Source organism: Achromobacter sp. SD115 (assembly GCF_017355315.1).
In the GTDB taxonomy this organism is placed as follows: Bacteria; Pseudomonadota; Gammaproteobacteria; order Burkholderiales; family Burkholderiaceae_B; genus Achromobacter; species Achromobacter xylosoxidans_B.
The window spans coordinates 109,687-126,902 of the sequence record NZ_JADIJM010000016.1; the positions used below are offsets into that span (position 1 = coordinate 109,687).

Sequence of the window (17,216 nt, forward strand, 5' to 3'; positions counted from 1 at the left end):
TTTGCGTAAGGTGCCCGTAAGAGCGTGGCGATACGGTTGCGGTTGGGTAATGAACAAGCGGCACAAACAAACAGAATTACCGATTGGAGACAAAGATCATGTCGAACGCTATTGAGTCCGTACTGGTGGAAACCCGGGTGTTCCCGCCGCCCGAGCGCGCCGCGCAAGGCGCCGCGATCCCCAGCATGGAGGCCTACAACGCGCTGTGCGCGCAGGTCGAGAACGATTTCGACGGATTCTGGGCCGGGCAGGCGCGCGACAACCTGCAATGGACCAAGCCGTTCACGCAGGTCCTGGACGAATCGGACGCGCCGTTCTACCGCTGGTTCGGCGACGGCGAACTGAACGTGTCGGCCAACTGTCTGGACGTGCACCTGACCAACGGCAACGCCGACAAGACCGCCATCATCTTTGAAACCGACGACGGCAAGGTCGACAAGGTCAGCTACCGCGAACTGCTGGCGCGCGTCTGCCGCTTCGCCAACGGCCTGGCGGCGCTGGGCTACAAGAAGGGCGACCGCGCCATCATCTACATGCCCATGTCGATCGAAGCCGTGGTGGCCATGCAGGCCTGCGCACGCCTGGGCGTGACGCACTCGGTGGTGTTCGGCGGCTTCTCGGCCAAGAGCCTGCAGGAGCGCATCATGGACGTGGGCGCGTCGCTGGTCATCACCGCCGACGAGCAGGTGCGCGGCGGCAAGACCATCCCGCTCAAGCCCGCCGTGGAAGAAGCCTTCACCATGGGCGGCTGCGAGGCCGTGACCAAGGTCATCGTGTACCGCCGCACCGGCGGTAAGGTGCAATGGAACGAAGGCCGCGACCTCTGGATGCACGACGTCGAGGCCGGCCAGCCCGACACCTGCGAGCCCGTGCCGGTCAACGCCGAGCACCCGCTCTTCATCCTCTACACCTCCGGTTCCACCGGCAAGCCCAAGGGCGTGCAGCATTCCTCGGCGGGCTACCTGCTGTGGGCGCTGCTGACGGTGAAGTGGACCTTCGACGCCCGCAAGGACGACGTGTACTGGTGCACGGCCGACGTGGGCTGGGTGACCGGCCACACCTACATCACCTATGGCCCGCTGGCGGCCGGCCTGACGCAGGTCGTGTTCGAAGGCGTGCCGACCTATCCCAACGCCGGCCGCTTCTGGGACATGATCGCGCGCCACAAGGTCACCACCTTCTACACGGCGCCCACCGCGATCCGCTCGCTGATCAAGGCGGCCGAGGCCGCGCCCGAAGCGCATCCGCAGAACTACGACCTGGACAGCCTGCGCATCATCGGCACGGTGGGCGAACCCATCAATCCCGAAGCCTGGATGTGGTACCACAAGAACATCGGCCGCGAGCGCTGCCCCATCGTGGACACCTGGTGGCAGACCGAGACCGGCGGCCACATGATCACGCCGCTGCCGGGCGCCACGCCGACCAAGCCGGGCTCTTGCACCTTGCCGTTGCCCGGCATCGCCGCCGCCATCGTCGACGAGACGGGTGGCGACGTGGAGCAGGGCAATGGCGGCTTCCTGGTCATCAAGCGCCCCTGGCCCGCCATGATCCGCAACATCTGGGGCGACCCGGAGCGCTTCAAGAAGAGCTACTTCCTGCCCGAATTGCGCGGCTACTACCTGGCCGGCGACGGCGCGCAGCGTGACGCGGACGGCTACTTCTGGATCATGGGCCGCATCGACGACGTGCTGAACGTGTCCGGCCACCGGCTGGGCACGATGGAGGTCGAGTCGGCCCTGGTGGCGCACGAGCTGGTGGCGGAAGCTGCCGTGGTGGGCCGTCCGGACGACACCACCGGCGAAGCCGTGGTGGCCTTCGTGGTGCTCAAGCGTTCGCGTCCCGAAGGCGATGAGGCGCTCGCCATCGCCAAGGTGCTGCGCGACTGGGTGGCCAAGGAAATCGGCCCCATCGCCAAGCCCAAGGACATCCGCTTTGGCGACAACCTGCCCAAGACGCGTTCCGGCAAGATCATGCGCCGCCTGTTGCGCGTGGTCGCCAAGGGCGAGGAAATCACGCAGGACGTGTCCACGCTGGAGAACCCGGCCATTCTGGAACAGCTGGCCAAATCCCTGTGATCGTTCCCGTCCGCATGATGGACGGGAATGGCCCGCCTATGACCGCCCTGGCGGGTAAGGCAGGCGCATAATGTCATACGCCCGTATCGGAACCGCCGGTACGGGCGTATTTGCTTTTCCGCGTCCAGCATTCATTCCCACGGAGCCGTGCCAGTGAGCCGCAGCAGTTTCGATCGTGCAGGGCTAGCCCTGATGTTCAGCACCATCCTGGTCTGGGCGGGCAGCTGGATCGCGATGAAACTGATCGTCCCGTATATCGGCCCGTTCGACTTCGTGGCGCTGCGCTATGTATCGGGCGGCGTGGTGCTGTTCGCGCTGGCCATCGTGATGCGCCGTCCGCTGGCGATGCCGCCCTGGAAGCTGACCTTGCTGATCGGCCTGACGCAAACGGCCGGGTTCCAGGGCTTTGTACAGACGGCGCTGGTATCGGGCGGCGTGGGCAAGGTTTCGCTCATGGCCTACACGATGCCGTTCTGGGTGATCCTGTTCGCGTGGTGGCTGCTGGGCGAACGCCCCACTGCGCGGCATGGGCTGGGCATCGCGCTGGCCGCCATCGGGCTGGTCTGCTTCGTGGAACCCTGGAACGGCCTGGGCGACATCCGTCCCGTGCTGTTGGGACTGGGCAGCGGCTTGTGCTGGGGCGTGGGCACGGTGTTGTCCAAGCGCATGTTCGAGCGGCACGCGCCGGATGTGATGACTTTCACGGCCTGGCAGATGCTGCTGGGCGGGCTGGTCATGACGCCTGTTGCCTTTCTGGTGCCGCAGATGCCTGCGATATGGGGCTGGCAGCTCTGGACCGGCATGGCCTACATCGTGCTGGTCGCGACGGCCGCGGGCTGGCTGCTGTGGCTGCTGGTAGTGCGCCTGGTGCCGGCTTCGATCGCAGGCCTGTCCAGCCTGGGCGTGCCCGTCGTGGCGATGCTGTTCGCCTGGGCGCTGTTGTCGGAACAGCCTACTGCGGCCGAGCTGGGCGGCATGGCGCTGATCCTGGCCGGCATCTGGGTGGTGAGCCGCGCGGCGCCGGCTGTGCGCGCCGACTAGTCTTTTTCAGAATTCCTTTTCCATACCAGGATTTTCCATGATCGATCTGCGTAGCGACACCGTCACCCGGCCATCCGCGGCCATGCTGCAAGCCATGGTATCCGCGCCCCTGGGCGATGACGTGATGGGCGATGACCCGACCGTGATCCGCTTGCAGGAAGCGGTTGCCGAACGCGCGGGCAAGGCGGCAGGCCTATTTTTCCCGTCCGGCACGCAAAGCAATCTGGGGGCGTTGATGGCCCACTGCGAGCGCGGCGACGAGTATCTGGTAGGCCAACTCGCGCACACTTACAAGTACGAGGGGGGCGGGGCGGCCGTGCTGGGCAGCATCCAGCCGCAGCCCGTCGAGCACGCGGCGGACGGCTCCTTGCCGCTGGAAAAGCTGGCCGCGGCGCTCAAGCCCGAGGGCGATGCGCACTTCGCCCGCACCCGCCTGCTGGCGCTGGAAAACACCTTCCACGGCAAGCTGATCCCCGCCGATTACGTGCAGGCTGCGACCGACTGGGCGCGCCAGCACGGACTGGCCACCCATCTGGACGGCGCCCGCGTGTTCAACGCGGCCGTGGCCAGCGGCAAACCGGTGGCGGACCTGTGCCAGCCCTTCGATTCGGTGTCCCTCTGCTTTTCGAAAGGCCTGGGCGCGCCGGTGGGTTCGGTACTGGTGGGCAGCGTCGAACTCATCGCCCGCGCCCGCCGCTGGCGCAAGATGCTGGGCGGCGGCTTGCGCCAGGCCGGCGTGCTGGCCGCGGCCTGCCTGTATGCGCTGGAGCACAACGTGGAGCGCCTGGCCGATGACCACGAGAACGCCCGCCTGCTGGCCGAGGGGCTGCGCGGAATTCCCGGCGTCAAGGTGTTGAGTCAGGACACCAACATGGTGTTCGCGGAATTCGAGCCCGCGCGCTGCGAGGAACTCACCGCCAAACTGGCCGGCGACGGCATCCAGATGCGGGCCGTCTACGGCGGCCCGACGCGCCTGGTCACGCACCTGGACGTGTCCGCCGCGGACGTGCGGCAGGTGATCCAGGCGGTGGCGCGGCACCTGGCATAGCCAGGGCTGGCGTTCAGGCGTCCGCGCGCAGCACGTCCGACAGTACTGAGAACAACTCGTCGATCTGCGCGCGCTCAATGATGAGCGGGGGCGACAACAGCATGGTGTCGCCCGCAGAGCGGATCAGGCAGCCGCGTTCCAGGCAGGCCTGGTGCACGGCATAGGCCCGCTGGCCGGGCTTGCCCTCCAGTGGCTCCAGCTCGATGGCGGCCAGCAGGCCGATGTTGCGGATGTCCACGACGTGCGGCAGTCCTTTCAGGCTGTGCGCGGCGTCCTCCCAATAGCGCCAGAGTTCGCGGCTGCGCTGGAACAGGCCCTCGCGGCGGCAGATGTCCAGGGTCGCCAGGCCGGCGGCGCAGGCCACGGGATGGCCGGAATAGGTGTAGCCATGGGTCAGTTCGATGGCGCTGTCCGGTCCTTGCATGAAGGCATCGTAGACATGCTGCTGCACCAGCGTCGCACCCATGGGGATGGCGCCGTTGGTCAGCCCCTTGGCGCTGGTGATGATGTCTGGCGTGACGCCGAAGTGCGATGAGGCGAAGGCGCCATCGATGCGGCCGAAGGCGCAGATCACTTCGTCGAAGATCAGCAGGATGCCGTGCGCGTCGCAGATCTGCCGCAGCTTCTGCAGGTAGCCTTTGGGCGGGACCAGCACCCCGGTCGAGCCCGCCACCGGCTCCACGATGACGGCGGCGATGGTGGACGCGTCATGCAGCGCGACGATGCGCTCCAGCGTATCGGCCAGGTGGGCGCCCCAGTCCGGCTGGCCGCGCGTGTAGGCCATCTGGCTGCGGTCATAGGTGTGCGGCAGGTGGTCCACGTAGGGCAGCAGATTGCCGAAGGGCTTGCGGTGGCCGGCGATGCCCGACACCGACAGGCCGCCGAAGCCCACGCCGTGGTACGAGCGCTCGCGTCCGATCAGGCGCACCCGCTGCCCCTGTCCGCGCGCCCGGTGATAGCCCAGCGCGATTTTCAGCGCGGTGTCCACCGCTTCGGAACCGGAGTTCGAGAAAAACACATTGGAGAACCCGGCGGGCGCCTCCTGGCGCAAGGCCTCGGCCAGCTCGAAGGCCAGGGGATGGCTCATCTGGAACGAGGGGGCGTAGTCCAGATCATGGGCGGTGCGGGCGATGGCGTCGACGATTTCTGGGCGGCGGTGGCCGGCGTTCACGCACCACAGGCCCGCAATACCGTCGAGCACGCGGCGTCCGTCCGGCCGGATGTAGTGCATGCCCTCGGCCGCGCTGAACAGCACCGGCGCGCGCTTGTAGCGCCGGTTCGCGGTGAAAGGCATCCAATAGGCTTCGGCGTTGATGGCGGGGGTGGGGTGAGGCGCTGAGGAGGGCATGGGGAGATCCGGCTTTTGGATATTCGGGTGCTCTATTTTGTATTAATAAAATAATAAATACAATACGAGCGAGCCGGATGCTTCCCGAAGACGCGGGCGCCGGGCATGCCGGCTGTTCGACGCGGAACGCTTCGGTATGCAGGCTGGTGGAGGGGGGCTCCCCTCCCTAGGACACTTGCAGCGACGTCTTCAAATGCCGACGCATCAGCTGGGACGCCCATTCCTGGTCGCCGGCTTCGAGGGCGTCGATGATCTGCAGGTGTTCGCTGCTGGAATTGATGAAGCGCGCGTCGCGATAGAACGCGGCATGCTCTTCCAGCCGGCGCAACTGGTTCTGCTGCTGCACCGCCTGCAGGATGTAGCGGTTGCCTGAGAAACGGGCCAGCATCTCGTGGAATGAGGCGTTGAGATTGAAGAACTCAGTGGCCGAGATGTCGGCGTCGCTGCGCACGGCTAGCGTTTCATGCGCGGCGCGCATGCGCGCCAGCGCTTCGCGGTCCAGACGGAACGTCGGTTCCAGCAGGCCCGCGCATTCGATGGTCATGCGGAACCGGTAGCTCTCGTTGAGCGCGTCGCGGTTCTCCAGCGACGGCGCGAACTGCCAGCCATGGCCCTTGCGCTTTTCGATCAGGCCGTCCGCCGACAACTGCAGCAGGGTCTTGGCCAGCAGGCTGCGCGGCGCCGGATAGCGCTGCTGCAGGTCGCGCTCGGTAAAGGTTTCAGGCAGCACGCGCGAGGCGCGGTCATCGATCAAGCGGCGGTACAGCTCGTCCTGCGTGGGGCCGGCGCCCGCGATGACGGGTGGCGCGGCGGCGGCGTGCGCCGCCACCGTGTAGCCGCTGTTGGGGCGGTGCGTGATGAGACCCTGCGCGGCCAGCAGCTTGAGCGCGCCGCGCACCGGCGTGCGCGACACCTCGTAGTTCGCCGCCAGCGTTTCCTCCGACAGATGGTCGCCGGGCGCGTAGCGCCGGGCCACGATGTCTTCCGCGATGTGGCGCGCCAGATCGACTTGCAGCGGAGTGGGGCGGACGGGAGCGGCGTTGGACATGGGGAAATGGACGCGAGTGGCGACGGAGTCGGAATGGTACCGGAGAGCTTCAGGCGCAGACTTCGTGATGATGGCTCCGGGGAAACCCTTGTATTGAACTTTTTATTATATTAGTACAAAATTTGCCGATCTTATGAATCTCGCGCCGGAGCCTTGAGCCGTGACTTTGCCTACCCCTTTCCCCCTGGTCGACGTGCAGGGCAGCCCCTATGAGCGGGGCCGCCAGCACGGCGCCGCCGTCCCTGAACGCGTGGCGCGCAGCGTGGCCCTCTACCGCGGGCAGCTGGAGCGGCGCGGCGTCGCCGCGGATCGCCTGAAGCAATTGGCCGCCGCCATGGTGCCGGTGGTGGGCGACTATGACGCGGCCTACCTGGAAGAGCTGCGCGGCATCGCCGATGGATCGGGCCAGGCCCTGGAGGACGTGGTGGTCATCAACTGCCGCACCGAAATGATGTTCGGTCATGCCGAGTTGGGCCGCGCGCGCAAAGGGCTGGACGATGGCTGCACCGGCCTGATCGTGCTGCCCGAGGCCGCCGCCGGCGGCAAGCTCATGCATGCCCACAACTGGGATTGGCGCGAGGAATGCGTGGACACCGGCATCGTGCTGCGCATGCGGCGCGAGGACGGTCCCGATCTCTTGATGTTCACCGAGGCGGGCAGTCTGGCGCGCCACGGCTTCAATAGCGCGGGCGTGTCCCTGTCCGGCAACTTCCTGTCCTGCGAGCACGATTACCAGCGTCCCGCCGAGGTGCCGCTGGTGCTGGTGCGGCGCAAGATGCTGGAAGCCACCAACATCTGCAACGCCATGAAGGTGCTGTGGGCGTCGCGGCGTTTCTGCTCCAACAACCTGATGCTGGCGCAGGCGCAGGGCGAGGCGGTGGACCTGGAGTGCTCGCCCGACGAGATCTTCTGGATCACGCCCGAGGACGGCCTGCTGGTCCACGCCAACCACTGGATCAGCCCGCCCGCGCGCGCCAAGCTGTTTGACAAGGGCCTGGCCGCCAATCCGGATTCGATCTACCGCCAGCGCCGCGTGCAGGACATGCTGGCGTGTGCGGCCGGCGGCATCGACTGGGACACGGTCAAGCGCATCCTGGCCGACGACTTCGCCGCCCCGGACGGCGTGCTGCGCTCGCCCAAGCCGGCCAGCTTCGACAGCATCTCGGCCACGGTGGCCACGACCTTGATGGAACCGGCCAGCGGCGTGATGTGGATCGCCCGCAAGCCCTACGAAGGACGCAACTTCGCTGAATACCGGCTCTTCTGAGCCGGCCCCGGACCCGTATGCGGCTAGCGCCGCCCATGGAGTGACCCCCTATGAATTCGCATGGTTCGCGCGTCAAGAACGCGCTGCTGTTGACCGCCGCGCTGGCTGGCGCCATGGCCGGCATGCCCGCCGCGGTGCGGGCGCAGGCCGCCGTTCCTGAAATCCGCTACGCCGAAGGTTCGGGCACGCCGACCACGCTGCCCGGCGGGCGTTCCCGCAACACCTCCACCGACAACGTGCTGGCCCATGTGGTGGAGTCCCTGGTGGCGCTGCGCGCCGACATGAGCGTGGCTCCCATGTTGGCTGACAGCTGGACGCTGTCCGACGACAAGCGCGACTACACCTTCAAGCTGCGCCAGGGCGTCACCTTCCACGACGGCACGCCCATGACCTCGGCCGACGTCAAGTGGACTTACGACTATCTCAACGGCGCCCAGTCCGAGTATTCCTGCAAGAACCTCTACGACGGCAGCAAGGGCGCCAAGGTCGTGGCGGTGGAAACGCCGGATCCTGCCACCGTGGTGTTCAGGCTGGAGCAGCCCTACGCGCTGTTCCTGGACCAGATGGCCAGCGTCCAGTGCCCGATGCCGGTGCTGAGCGCCAAGAGCGTCGACGCCGAGGGCAAGTGGGCCAAGCCCATAGGCACCGGTCCTTACGTCCTCGCCGAATGGAAGAAGGAGCAGTACCTGCTGCTGACGCCATACGCCGGCTACAAACCGCGCGAGGAAGCGCCCAGCGGCATGGCCGGGAAGAAAACCGCGCAGGCCAATCTGCGCTTCGTGGTGATTCCGGACGCCGCGGCGCAGAAGGCGGCGTTGATGGCGGGGCAGGTCGACGCCTACAACGCCGACGAGGACAATCTCCCGGTCAAGGATCCCCGCTGGAACATCGTTACCGAGCAGGGACTGGATACCGTGAACCTGCTGATGCAGACGCGCGCGCCCTTGCTGTCGGATGTGAACATGCGCCGCGCCATCGCGCTGGCGCTGGATTTTCCCGGCATCGCCCGGGCGCTGAACAACGGCCAGGCCGCCTACAACCCGTCCCTGGTGCCCGCCGCCAGCGCCTACTACTCCGAGGCTGACCGCGCCGGCTACGAGAAGAACCTGAAAGAGGTCAAGCGCCTGCTCGACGCCGCGGGCTATCGCGGCGAACCCTTGAAGCTGCAGGCCAACAAGCGCTATCCCTATCTGTATCGCGTCGCGGTGGTGACGCAGCAGTTGCTTGGCAAGGCCGGCATCAAGGCCGAACTGGACATGCTGGAGTGGGGCACGCAGGTGACCAACTTCCGCGAAGGCAAATTCCAGCTGATGGCATTCGCCTACTCGGCGCGCACGGAGCCCGCGCTGATGTTCCGCGACGTGATCGGCGACAAGTCCAAGACACCCATGGCCCAATGGGAAAGCCCCGAAGCCGCGGCCATCCTGGAAGGCATAGAGGCCGAGTCCGATCCCGCCGTGCGCAAGCAGGCGTTCGACAAGCTGCATGCCTTGATGCTGCGCGACACGCCGCTGCTGATGTACTACAACAAGCCGGGCTATGTCGTGGTCTCCAGCAAGCTGCAGGGCTTTACGGGCTGGCCGTTGCGCAAGCCGCGTTTCTTCAACGTGACCAAGAACTGAGGCGCCGTGCTGGGCTATCTACTCAAGCGCATCGCGGCGTCGGTGCCCACCGTGATCGTGGTCACGGTGCTGGTGTTCGCGCTGATACGCGCGATTCCCGGGGACCCGGCCTCGCTGATGCTGGGCGATATCGACAACCCGGCGCTGCTGGCGGAAATGCGCCACGCGCTGGGGCTGGACCGCCCCGTGGGCGAGCAGTTCCTGATCTGGGTGGGCAACGCGCTGCAGGGCGACCTGGGCATGTCCATCGCGCGGCGCGAACCGGTGATGCACCTGGTGCTGACGCATTTCGCGGTGACGGCCCAGGTGGTGCTGACGGCCACGCTGCTGGCCTGCCTGGTGGCGGTGCCAGCCGGCATGGTCGCGGCCTGGCGTCAGAACCGCCGCGCCGATACCGCCATCGTGTCGACCTCGATCCTGTTCGTGTCCATGCCCAGCTTCTGGGTCGGCATTCTGTTGATCTGGCTGTTCGGCGTGAAGCTGAACTGGCTGCCGGTGTATGGCTTCGAATCCATCGCCCAGGGCGGGTTGAGCGCGGCGCGTTATTTGGTGCTGCCGGTATGCGCCATCGTGCTGACGGAGATCGCCGCCATCACGCGCATGATGCGCGCCAGCACCATCGAGACCCTGCGGCTGGAATACGTGGCGCATGCGCGCGCCAAGGGTCTGCCGGAAAAACGCGTCATGCTGCGCCACGTGCTGCCCAATTCGTTCGGCCCCACCTTGACGGTGATCGGCCTGATGCTGGGCCATCTGCTCTCGGGCGCCGCGGTGATCGAGACCGTGTTCACGCTGCCGGGTATCGGCCGCCTGCTGGTCGAAAGCATCTATGCGCGGGACTACCCGGTGGTGCAGGGCTGCCTGCTGTTCATCGCGCTGTTGTACGTGGCGGTCAACCTGGTGGTGGATCTGCTGTATCCGCTGTTCGACCCGCGCGTGAAGCTTCAATAGGATCATCATGGGCTTTAGACATACCAATGCCGTCCTGGGCGGCGCGCTGGTCGGCGGCGTGGTGCTGCTGGCCCTGGTCGGGCTGGTGTACACGCCGCACGATCCGCTGGAAGGCGACCTGCTGGCGCGCTTTTCGCCGCCGTCGGCGGAGTACTGGCTGGGCACCGACGAGTTCGGCCGCGACGTGCTGTCGCGGCTGATGGCGGGGGCCGGCGTCAGCGTGGCGGTCAGCGTGTTCTCCGTGCTGCTGGCATTGCTGCTGGGCACGACCATAGGCGTCGCGGCGGGCTATGCGGGCGGCTGGGTCGACCGTGGCATCACGGTGCTGGTGGAATCTCTGATGGCGTTTCCAGGCCTGCTGCTGGCGCTCGGCATCATGACGGTGCTGGGTCCGTCCAAGTGGGGCGTGGTGCTGGCGTTGGGGTTGGCGTATTCGCCATCGGTGGCTCGCATCGCGCGCGGCGCCGGGCTGTCGCTGCGCCAGCGCGATTTCGTCATCGCTTCGCGCGCCACCGGGCATGGCGGCCTGTGGACCGTGTTCCGCCACGTGTTGCCCAATTGCTTTCCGCCTCTGCTGATCTTCGCGACCTCCATCTTCGGTTCAGCCCTGCTGGCGGAAAGCGCGCTGAGCTTTCTCGGCCTGGGTGTGCCGCCGCCGCTGGCCACTTGGGGCGGCATGCTGTCCGAGAGCCGCAACGCCATGGATCAGGCCATCTGGCTGGCAGTGTTCCCGGGCGCCATGATTTCCTTGAGCCTGTTGGGCATCAATCTGCTGGGCGACGCGGTGCGCGACCTGCTGGATCCGCGCATGCGGGGGGTGATGGCATGACCATGGCCCAACCCTTGCTGTCGGTACGCGATCTGGAGATCCGCTTTCCCGGCAAGCGCGACGCCGCGCCCGTGGTGAACCGCGTGTCGTTCGACCTGCACGCCGGCGAATCGTTGTCCATCGTCGGCGAATCCGGCAGCGGCAAGACGCTGATCGGCAAGACCTTGCTGGGCCTGTTGCCTGACTCGGCCCGCGTCACCGGCGGACAAGCCCTGTTTGAAGGCCAGGACCTGCTGCGGCAGGCGCCGCGCGACTGGCTGGCGAAGCGCGGCACCGGCATCGGCATGGTGTTCCAGGAACCGATGGTGTCGCTCAACCCGGCTTTCCGCGTGGGCGAGCAACTGATCGAGGCGCTGGTGCTGCGCCGGGGCATGACGCGCCGCGCGGCCTGGGGCGAGGCCGTGCGGATGCTGGAGCGGGTGCGGGTGCGCGAGGCGCAGGATTGCATGAAGCGCTACCCGCATGAATTCTCCGGCGGGATGCGGCAGCGCATCCTGCTGGCCGGCGTGATGCTGCTCAAGCCGCGTCTCTTGATCGCGGACGAACCCACCACGGCGCTGGACTGCGTGGTGCAGAAGGAAGTGCTGGACCTGATGTGCGAATTGACGCGCGAAGAGGGCACGGCGCTGATCTTCATCAGCCACAATCTGGCGCTGGTGGCCGCCTACACGCAGCGCGTGCTGGTCATGTGCCGCGGCCGGGCGGTCGAGACCGGGCCGGTGGCCGAGGTGCTGTCGCGGCCGGCGGACCCCTACACGCTCAGCCTGCTGGACGCGCTGCCCAAGCGCGGGCCTGCCCGCGCCGCCGTGCAGGGGGCGCCCATTCTGCAGGTGGATGGATTGGCGATCGACTATTCGGTGCGCGAGGGCTGGTTCCGCAAGCGGGCGGTGCGCGCCGTGCACCGCGCGACGTTCGCGGTGTCCCCTGGGGAAACCTTGGCCATCGTCGGTGAATCGGGCAGCGGCAAGACCACGGTCATGATGTCCATCCTGGGGCTGGTGCCGCAAGCCCAGGGGCGCATCGAACTGGATGGCCAGGCTTTGCCCGCCGGCGGTTCGGGCCAAGCTTGGCAGGCGGCGCGCCGGCGCGTGCAGATGGTGTTCCAGGATCCGTATTCGTCGCTGGATCCGCGCATGACGATCGGCGACCTGGTGGGCGAGGGCCTGCGGCTCGAGGCCGGCTTGACGGCCGAGGCCCGGCGCGAGCGCGTGGCGCAGGCGCTGCGGGACGTCGGTCTGGGCGACGGCTACGCGGCGCGCTATGCGCACGAACTGTCCGGCGGGCAGCGCCAGCGAGTGGCCATCGCCCGGGCGCTGGTGCTGCGGCCCGAGGTCATCATCGCGGATGAACCCGTGTCGGCGCTCGACGTCACCGTGCAGAAGCAGGTGCTGGAGACGCTGATGTCGCTGCAGCGCTCCCACGGCTTCGCCTGCCTGCTGATTTCGCACGATCTGGGCGTGGTGGAGCAGATCGCCGACCGCGTGGTGGTGATGCTGCGCGGCCATATCGTCGAAGAGGGCGCGCGCGACGAAGTGTTCGACCGGCCCACGCATCCCTACACGCGCCGCTTGCTGCAAGCGGTGCCGGAACTGCGCGGCAGCCGGGCCGAAGGCTTTCGCGTGGAGGTGCGCGACTTGCCCGCGGGGCAAGGACGCGACGAGGCCGACTACTTCGATCCATCGGCCGCGCAGGGCGTGCCATCGATGGCGGCGGTGTTGGAATCCGGCGCCACCCATCGGGTGGCCTTGGCCGCGGCGGCAGCCGGGGCCTGAAGTACAGGCTTCAGCCGTGGCGGTCGCGGCTGTCGGCGGGCGCCGCGTCGCGCTGGTTCATGCCGTAGTCGCGTAGCACTTGCGCCACGCGCAGGCGATAGTTGGCGAAGACGCCGCCGCGTCCGGCTTCCTGGGCCCGGCGGTGCGACTCCAGCGTGCGCCAGCGCTTGACCGATTCTTCGTCTCGCCAGAAGGATAGCGACAGGAGCTTGCCCGGCTCGGTCAGACTCTGGAAGCGTTCTACCGAGATGAAGCCATCCATGGCCTTCAGTTCATCGATCAGGCCGGCGGCAATATGCAGATAGGGGGTGGGGTCGCCATGGGCGGGTTCGACTTCGAATATCACTGCGATCATGGTGCGGGTTCCTCGGAAAAATCAAATTGGGGCACGCGTGCATTCGGCAGCGGCCGGTAGCGGAAACGGGCCGCGAGCGCGGCAGCGTCGATGCCTGCGCGCAGCAGGTGGCTGAGCGCACCCGCCGCATGCTGGCGGGCAGGCAGACGGCCGGGGCAGGCATGCCCGTGCGCGCCAAAAGTCCAGTGCGCCTCGGGCTGTACCGTGGCCGCCGCGGCCAGCACCAGCAGCACGGTCTGGCCCGCTGCGATGCGTTGGCCGCCAATGTCGATGTCGGCGGCGAGAAACCGCCGCGTGTTGTGCAGCGGCGGGTCGCTGCGTTCGACTTCATCCATCAAGGCCAGCGCTGCGTCTTCCGTGGGATCCGCGGGCAGGCCGTGCCGCCCGGCCAGGATGATCGCGTTGCCCAGCAGTCCTGCGCCCGCCTCGCAGGACTGGAACAGCAGGCCGGCCAGATTGGCGGCCAGCAGCGCGGGCGCGATGCCCGCGCGCGCACCGTCTTCGCGCAACCGGCGCAAGGCTGGGGCGGCATCGGGGGCCTGCAGATGCGATTCGAGGCGTGTTTGCAGGCGCTGCGCGGCGGCGTGTCCCGCCTCGATGCGATCCGCCGTGGCGGTGGCGGGCAGCGCCGACAGAAATGCCGCGATGTCTGCGGCGCAATCGGTGTACAGGTCCGGCGGCAAGCCCAGGAAAGCGGCTTGCGCATGCACCGGCGCGGCGCTCAGGTAGCGGTCGATGGCCGCTGCGTTCAACGACCCCGGATCCGGCCAGGCGGGCGCACAGGGTCTCGTCCCTTGCTCATGGATGTAGGCGCTCAGCAAGGTCTTCACTTGGGAGTGCGTCGCGCTGTCGTTCATGCGCACGAAGCGGCCGAACAGGTCGGCCGCCGGACCGGGCCAAAGTCCTTTGGGTACGGGCTCATTCACGGGGCGCACGCGCGCGGCAGGATGCTGCATGATGGCCGCTATCGCGTCCGGATGGCTGGCTACCCACAGGTCCAGCGTCGCCTCGCGATACAGCGGCCGCTCGCGCGCCAGCGCGGCATAGTAGGGGTAGGGGTCAGGGTGAGTGACTGCCTGCAGGGGGTGGGCGGGATGCATGGGCGACGGCCGGTGGTGAATCCGGCTGTCAGTATCGTCCAGTCTGGACGGCCACGATTCGATGGGCGGCGAACTATGCCTGCGGCGCCTCGGTGCCTTCGGAGGCAGCGAGCAGCGCGGCATAGCCCAGCCGCGAGTCGGGCCATTGCAGCGTGAAGCCGCTGGCGCGCAGCCGGGCGTTGCTGAGCTTCTTGCTGCCGACGTTGGCGGGCGCGGGCGCCTCGCGCGGCGCGGGGGCGCCGATCAGCTGGGCCAGGTCGGCATACAGCGCATGCAGGGGCAGGGGCGTGTCGTCGCAGCCTATGTAGACCGGCGCCGCTTCAGGCAGGAGGGTCAGGTGAACCACGGCCGCGGCGGCGTCATCGATGTGGATGCGATTGGCCCAGTGTTCGGGAGAACTCGGCGCGCCCGCCGCGCCCTGGCGCAGGCGTTCGATCAATTGCAGGCGTCCGGGGCCGTAGAGGCCCGCCAGCCGCAAGGCGGTGGCAGGCAGGCCGCAAGCCGCCAGCGCGGTTTCGGCTTCGAGCAGCACCCGCCCGTTGACGCCCAGCGGCGCGGGCGGCGTGTCTTCGTCGACCCAGCCGCCTTCATGTTCGCCATAGACCGCGCTGGACGAGATGAACACGATGCGCTTGAGCTGCGTCGTGTCCAGCGCGTCCAGCACGTGCTTCAGGCCGTCGATGAACACTGCGCGGTACGCGGCGGCCTCGCGCGCTCCGGGCGCGGGCAGGTGGATGAGCCGTGTCACGCCGCGGGGCAGGGCGGGCAGTCCGTCCGGGCGGGAGATGTCGCCTTGCAGCCAGCGTATGCCGTTAGCGCCTTCGGCAGGCGGGTTGCGGCGCAGGGCGTAGACGTAGTCGCCGCGCGCGAGAAAGCGCCGGGCCACGCGCTGGCCCAGGTCGCCGCAGCCGATGAGGAGTACGCGTTCGGTCATGGAATAGTCCTGCTCGTCGAAAAAAAAGGCGCCCTGTGGGGCGCCTTCGGTGGCCGGGCGCTGGCGTCCGGCTGCTTTACATGCCGCTGTAGACGGGGCCTTCGCCGCCTTGCGGCGCGACCCAGACGATGTTCTGGGTCGGGTCCTTGATGTCGCAGGTCTTGCAGTGCACGCAGTTCTGCGCGTTGATCTGCAAGCGGTCTTCGCCGTGGTCGTCCTTGACGAACTCGTACACGCCCGCCGGGCAGTAGCGCGATTCCGGGCCGCCATACTTGGCCAGGTTGACCTGCACCGGTATCGACGGATCCTTCAGCGTCAGGTGGATGGGCTCGTTTTCGTCATGGTTGGTGTTCGAGATGAACACCGAGCTGAGCTTGTCGAAAGTGAGCTTGCCGTCGGGCTTGGGGTAGTCGATGCGCGCGCATTGCGATGCGGGTTGCAGACAGGCATGGTCAGGCTTGTTGTGGCGCAGGCTCCAGGGCATCTTGCCCTTGAGCAGCAGTTGCTCGACGCCGGTCATCAAGGTGGCGACGGTGCGGCCCTTCTTGAACCATTGCTTGAAATTGCGCGCCTTGTTCAGCTCCGCATGCAGCCAGGAAGCCTCGAAAGCGGCCGGATAGGCGGCCAGCTCGTCCTGGCGGCGGTCGGCGACCAGCGCGTCGAACGCGGCTTCGGCGGCCAGCTTGCCGGACTTGATGGCGGCGTGGCTACCCTTGATGCGCGAGGCGTTGAGGAAGCCGGCCTCGCAGCCGACCAGCACGCCGCCCGGGAAGGTCAGCTTGGGCAGCGCCAGCAGGCCGCCGGCGGTGATGGCGCGCGCGCCGTAGGCGATGCGCTTGCCGCCTTCGAAGGTGCCGCGGATGGCGGGGTGCGTCTTGTAGCGCTGGAATTCGTCGAACGGCGACAGCCAGGGGTTGGCGTAGTCCAGGCCCACGATCATGCCCACTGCCACCAGGTTGTTGTCCAGGTGATAGAGGAACGAGCCGCCGTAGGTGTCGGAGTCCAGCGGCCAGCCGGCGGTGTGGATGACCAGGCCCGGCTTGGATTGGGCCGGATCGACTTCCCACATTTCCTTGATGCCGATGCCGTAGGACTGCGGATTGCGGCCGTCGTCCAGCTTGTAGCGTTCGATCAGCTGGCGGCCCAGCTGGCCGCGCGCGCCTTCGGCGAACACGGTGTAGCGGGCATGCAGTTCCATGCCGGGCTGGTAGTGGTCGGTGTGCGAGCCGTCGCGGGCCACGCCCATGTCGCCGGTGGCCACGCCGCGGACGGCGCCGTTCTCGTCGTACAGCAGTTCCACGGCCGCAAAGCCGGGAAAGATGTCCACGCCCAGCGCCTCGGCCTGTTCGCCCATCCACTTGACGACGTCGCCCAGGCGGACGATGTAGTTGCCTTCGTTGTGGAAACAGGGCGGCAGCAGCCAGTTGGGCGTGGTGCGCGCGCCGGTTTCGGACAGGAACATGAACTTGTCATGCGTGACCGGCACGTTCAGCGGCGCGCCTTTTTCCTTCCAGTCGGGGATGAGCTCGGTCAGCGCCAGCGGGTCCATGACGGCGCCGGACAGGATGTGCGCACCCAGTTCCGCGCCCTTCTCAAGTACGCAGACGCCGATTTCCTGATTCTTTTCAGCGGCCAGCTGCTTAAGACGGATTGCAGTGGCCAGGCCGGCGGGTCCACCGCCAACCACGACCACGTCATATTCCATCGACTCGCGTTCAGACATTGCAAAGCTCCCCGTATGTATTCCATATTTGGCTGGAAGTATTATCGGCGATTGTATTGCAGGCGGAGGCCAGGTATGCCTTCGTATTTCTTTTAGCCAT

14 protein-coding genes are annotated in these 17,216 nt (G+C 67.2%); 8 read left to right on the forward strand and 6 right to left on the reverse strand.

Annotated features, from left to right (window positions below):
• Window positions 1-98: 98 nt before the first annotated feature.
• The 3 genes from acs (at window position 99) to ltaE (ending at window position 4,167) form a co-directional block, all read left to right on the forward strand.
• A complete protein-coding gene (acs, locus tag IPU70_RS21645) occupies window positions 99-2,078 on the forward strand; it encodes an acetate--CoA ligase (RefSeq protein WP_207470178.1) in 1,980 nt (659 codons plus the stop codon).
• A gap of 153 nt (window positions 2,079-2,231) precedes the next feature.
• Window positions 2,232-3,119 (forward strand): DMT family transporter, encoded by an 888-nt coding sequence (locus IPU70_RS21650; RefSeq protein WP_207470180.1) that lies wholly within the window; start codon window positions 2,232-2,234, stop codon window positions 3,117-3,119.
• A 37-nt stretch (window positions 3,120-3,156) separates the two neighbouring features.
• Window positions 3,157-4,167, forward strand: a complete 1,011-nt coding sequence (gene ltaE, locus IPU70_RS21655) for a low-specificity L-threonine aldolase (protein WP_207470182.1) — start codon at window positions 3,157-3,159, stop codon at window positions 4,165-4,167.
• Between the two features lie 13 nt (window positions 4,168-4,180).
• Here ltaE and IPU70_RS21660 read toward each other — a convergent pair whose 3' ends face one another.
• Together IPU70_RS21660 and IPU70_RS21665 are read right to left on the reverse strand one after the other, a co-directional pair.
• A complete protein-coding gene (locus IPU70_RS21660; RefSeq protein WP_207470184.1) occupies window positions 4,181-5,515 on the reverse strand; it encodes an aspartate aminotransferase family protein in 1,335 nt (444 codons plus the stop codon).
• Between the two features lie 166 nt (window positions 5,516-5,681).
• Entirely contained in the window at window positions 5,682-6,563 is an 882-nt protein-coding gene (locus IPU70_RS21665) for a GntR family transcriptional regulator (RefSeq protein ID WP_207470186.1), read from the reverse strand.
• A 160-nt stretch (window positions 6,564-6,723) separates the two neighbouring features.
• On the opposite strand from IPU70_RS21665, the gene IPU70_RS21670 reads away from it, so the two are divergent.
• From IPU70_RS21670 to IPU70_RS21690, 5 genes are read left to right on the forward strand one after another with little or no spacing between them, the layout of a single operon-like run.
• On the forward strand, window positions 6,724-7,830 hold the full coding sequence (locus IPU70_RS21670) for a C45 family peptidase (protein WP_013392264.1): 1,107 nt from the start codon (window positions 6,724-6,726) through the stop codon (window positions 7,828-7,830).
• A gap of 50 nt (window positions 7,831-7,880) precedes the next feature.
• On the forward strand, window positions 7,881-9,452 hold the full coding sequence (locus IPU70_RS21675) for an ABC transporter substrate-binding protein (RefSeq protein WP_207470188.1): 1,572 nt from the start codon (window positions 7,881-7,883) through the stop codon (window positions 9,450-9,452).
• Between the two features lie 6 nt (window positions 9,453-9,458).
• Entirely contained in the window at window positions 9,459-10,403 is a 945-nt protein-coding gene (locus IPU70_RS21680) for an ABC transporter permease (protein ID WP_207470190.1), read from the forward strand.
• A gap of 7 nt (window positions 10,404-10,410) precedes the next feature.
• On the forward strand, window positions 10,411-11,232 hold the full coding sequence (locus IPU70_RS21685; protein ID WP_207470192.1) for an ABC transporter permease: 822 nt from the start codon (window positions 10,411-10,413) through the stop codon (window positions 11,230-11,232).
• Window positions 11,229-13,004, forward strand: coding sequence for an ABC transporter ATP-binding protein (locus IPU70_RS21690; protein ID WP_207470194.1), 1,776 nt, complete (start codon window positions 11,229-11,231; stop codon window positions 13,002-13,004). Before IPU70_RS21685 ends, IPU70_RS21690 begins: the two co-directional genes overlap by 4 nt.
• A gap of 10 nt (window positions 13,005-13,014) precedes the next feature.
• Here the strand turns inward: IPU70_RS21690 and IPU70_RS21695 are convergent, their stop codons facing one another.
• The 4 genes from IPU70_RS21695 to IPU70_RS21710 form a co-directional block, all read right to left on the reverse strand.
• The gene (locus IPU70_RS21695; RefSeq protein WP_013392269.1) at window positions 13,015-13,359 is read right to left on the reverse strand and encodes an antibiotic biosynthesis monooxygenase; all 345 of its coding nucleotides are present in this window, start codon (window positions 13,357-13,359) and stop codon (window positions 13,015-13,017) included.
• Window positions 13,356-14,459: a cytochrome gene (locus tag IPU70_RS21700; RefSeq protein ID WP_207470196.1), complete on the reverse strand. Its 1,104-nt coding sequence runs from the start codon at window positions 14,457-14,459 to the stop codon at window positions 13,356-13,358. Before IPU70_RS21700 ends, IPU70_RS21695 begins: the two co-directional genes overlap by 4 nt.
• A gap of 73 nt (window positions 14,460-14,532) precedes the next feature.
• Window positions 14,533-15,393 (reverse strand): SDR family oxidoreductase, encoded by an 861-nt coding sequence (locus tag IPU70_RS21705; protein ID WP_207470197.1) that lies wholly within the window; start codon window positions 15,391-15,393, stop codon window positions 14,533-14,535.
• 76 nt (window positions 15,394-15,469) lie between these two features.
• Window positions 15,470-17,116, reverse strand: coding sequence for an electron transfer flavoprotein-ubiquinone oxidoreductase (locus IPU70_RS21710; RefSeq protein WP_207470199.1), 1,647 nt, complete (start codon window positions 17,114-17,116; stop codon window positions 15,470-15,472).
• Window positions 17,117-17,216 lie beyond the last annotated feature (100 nt).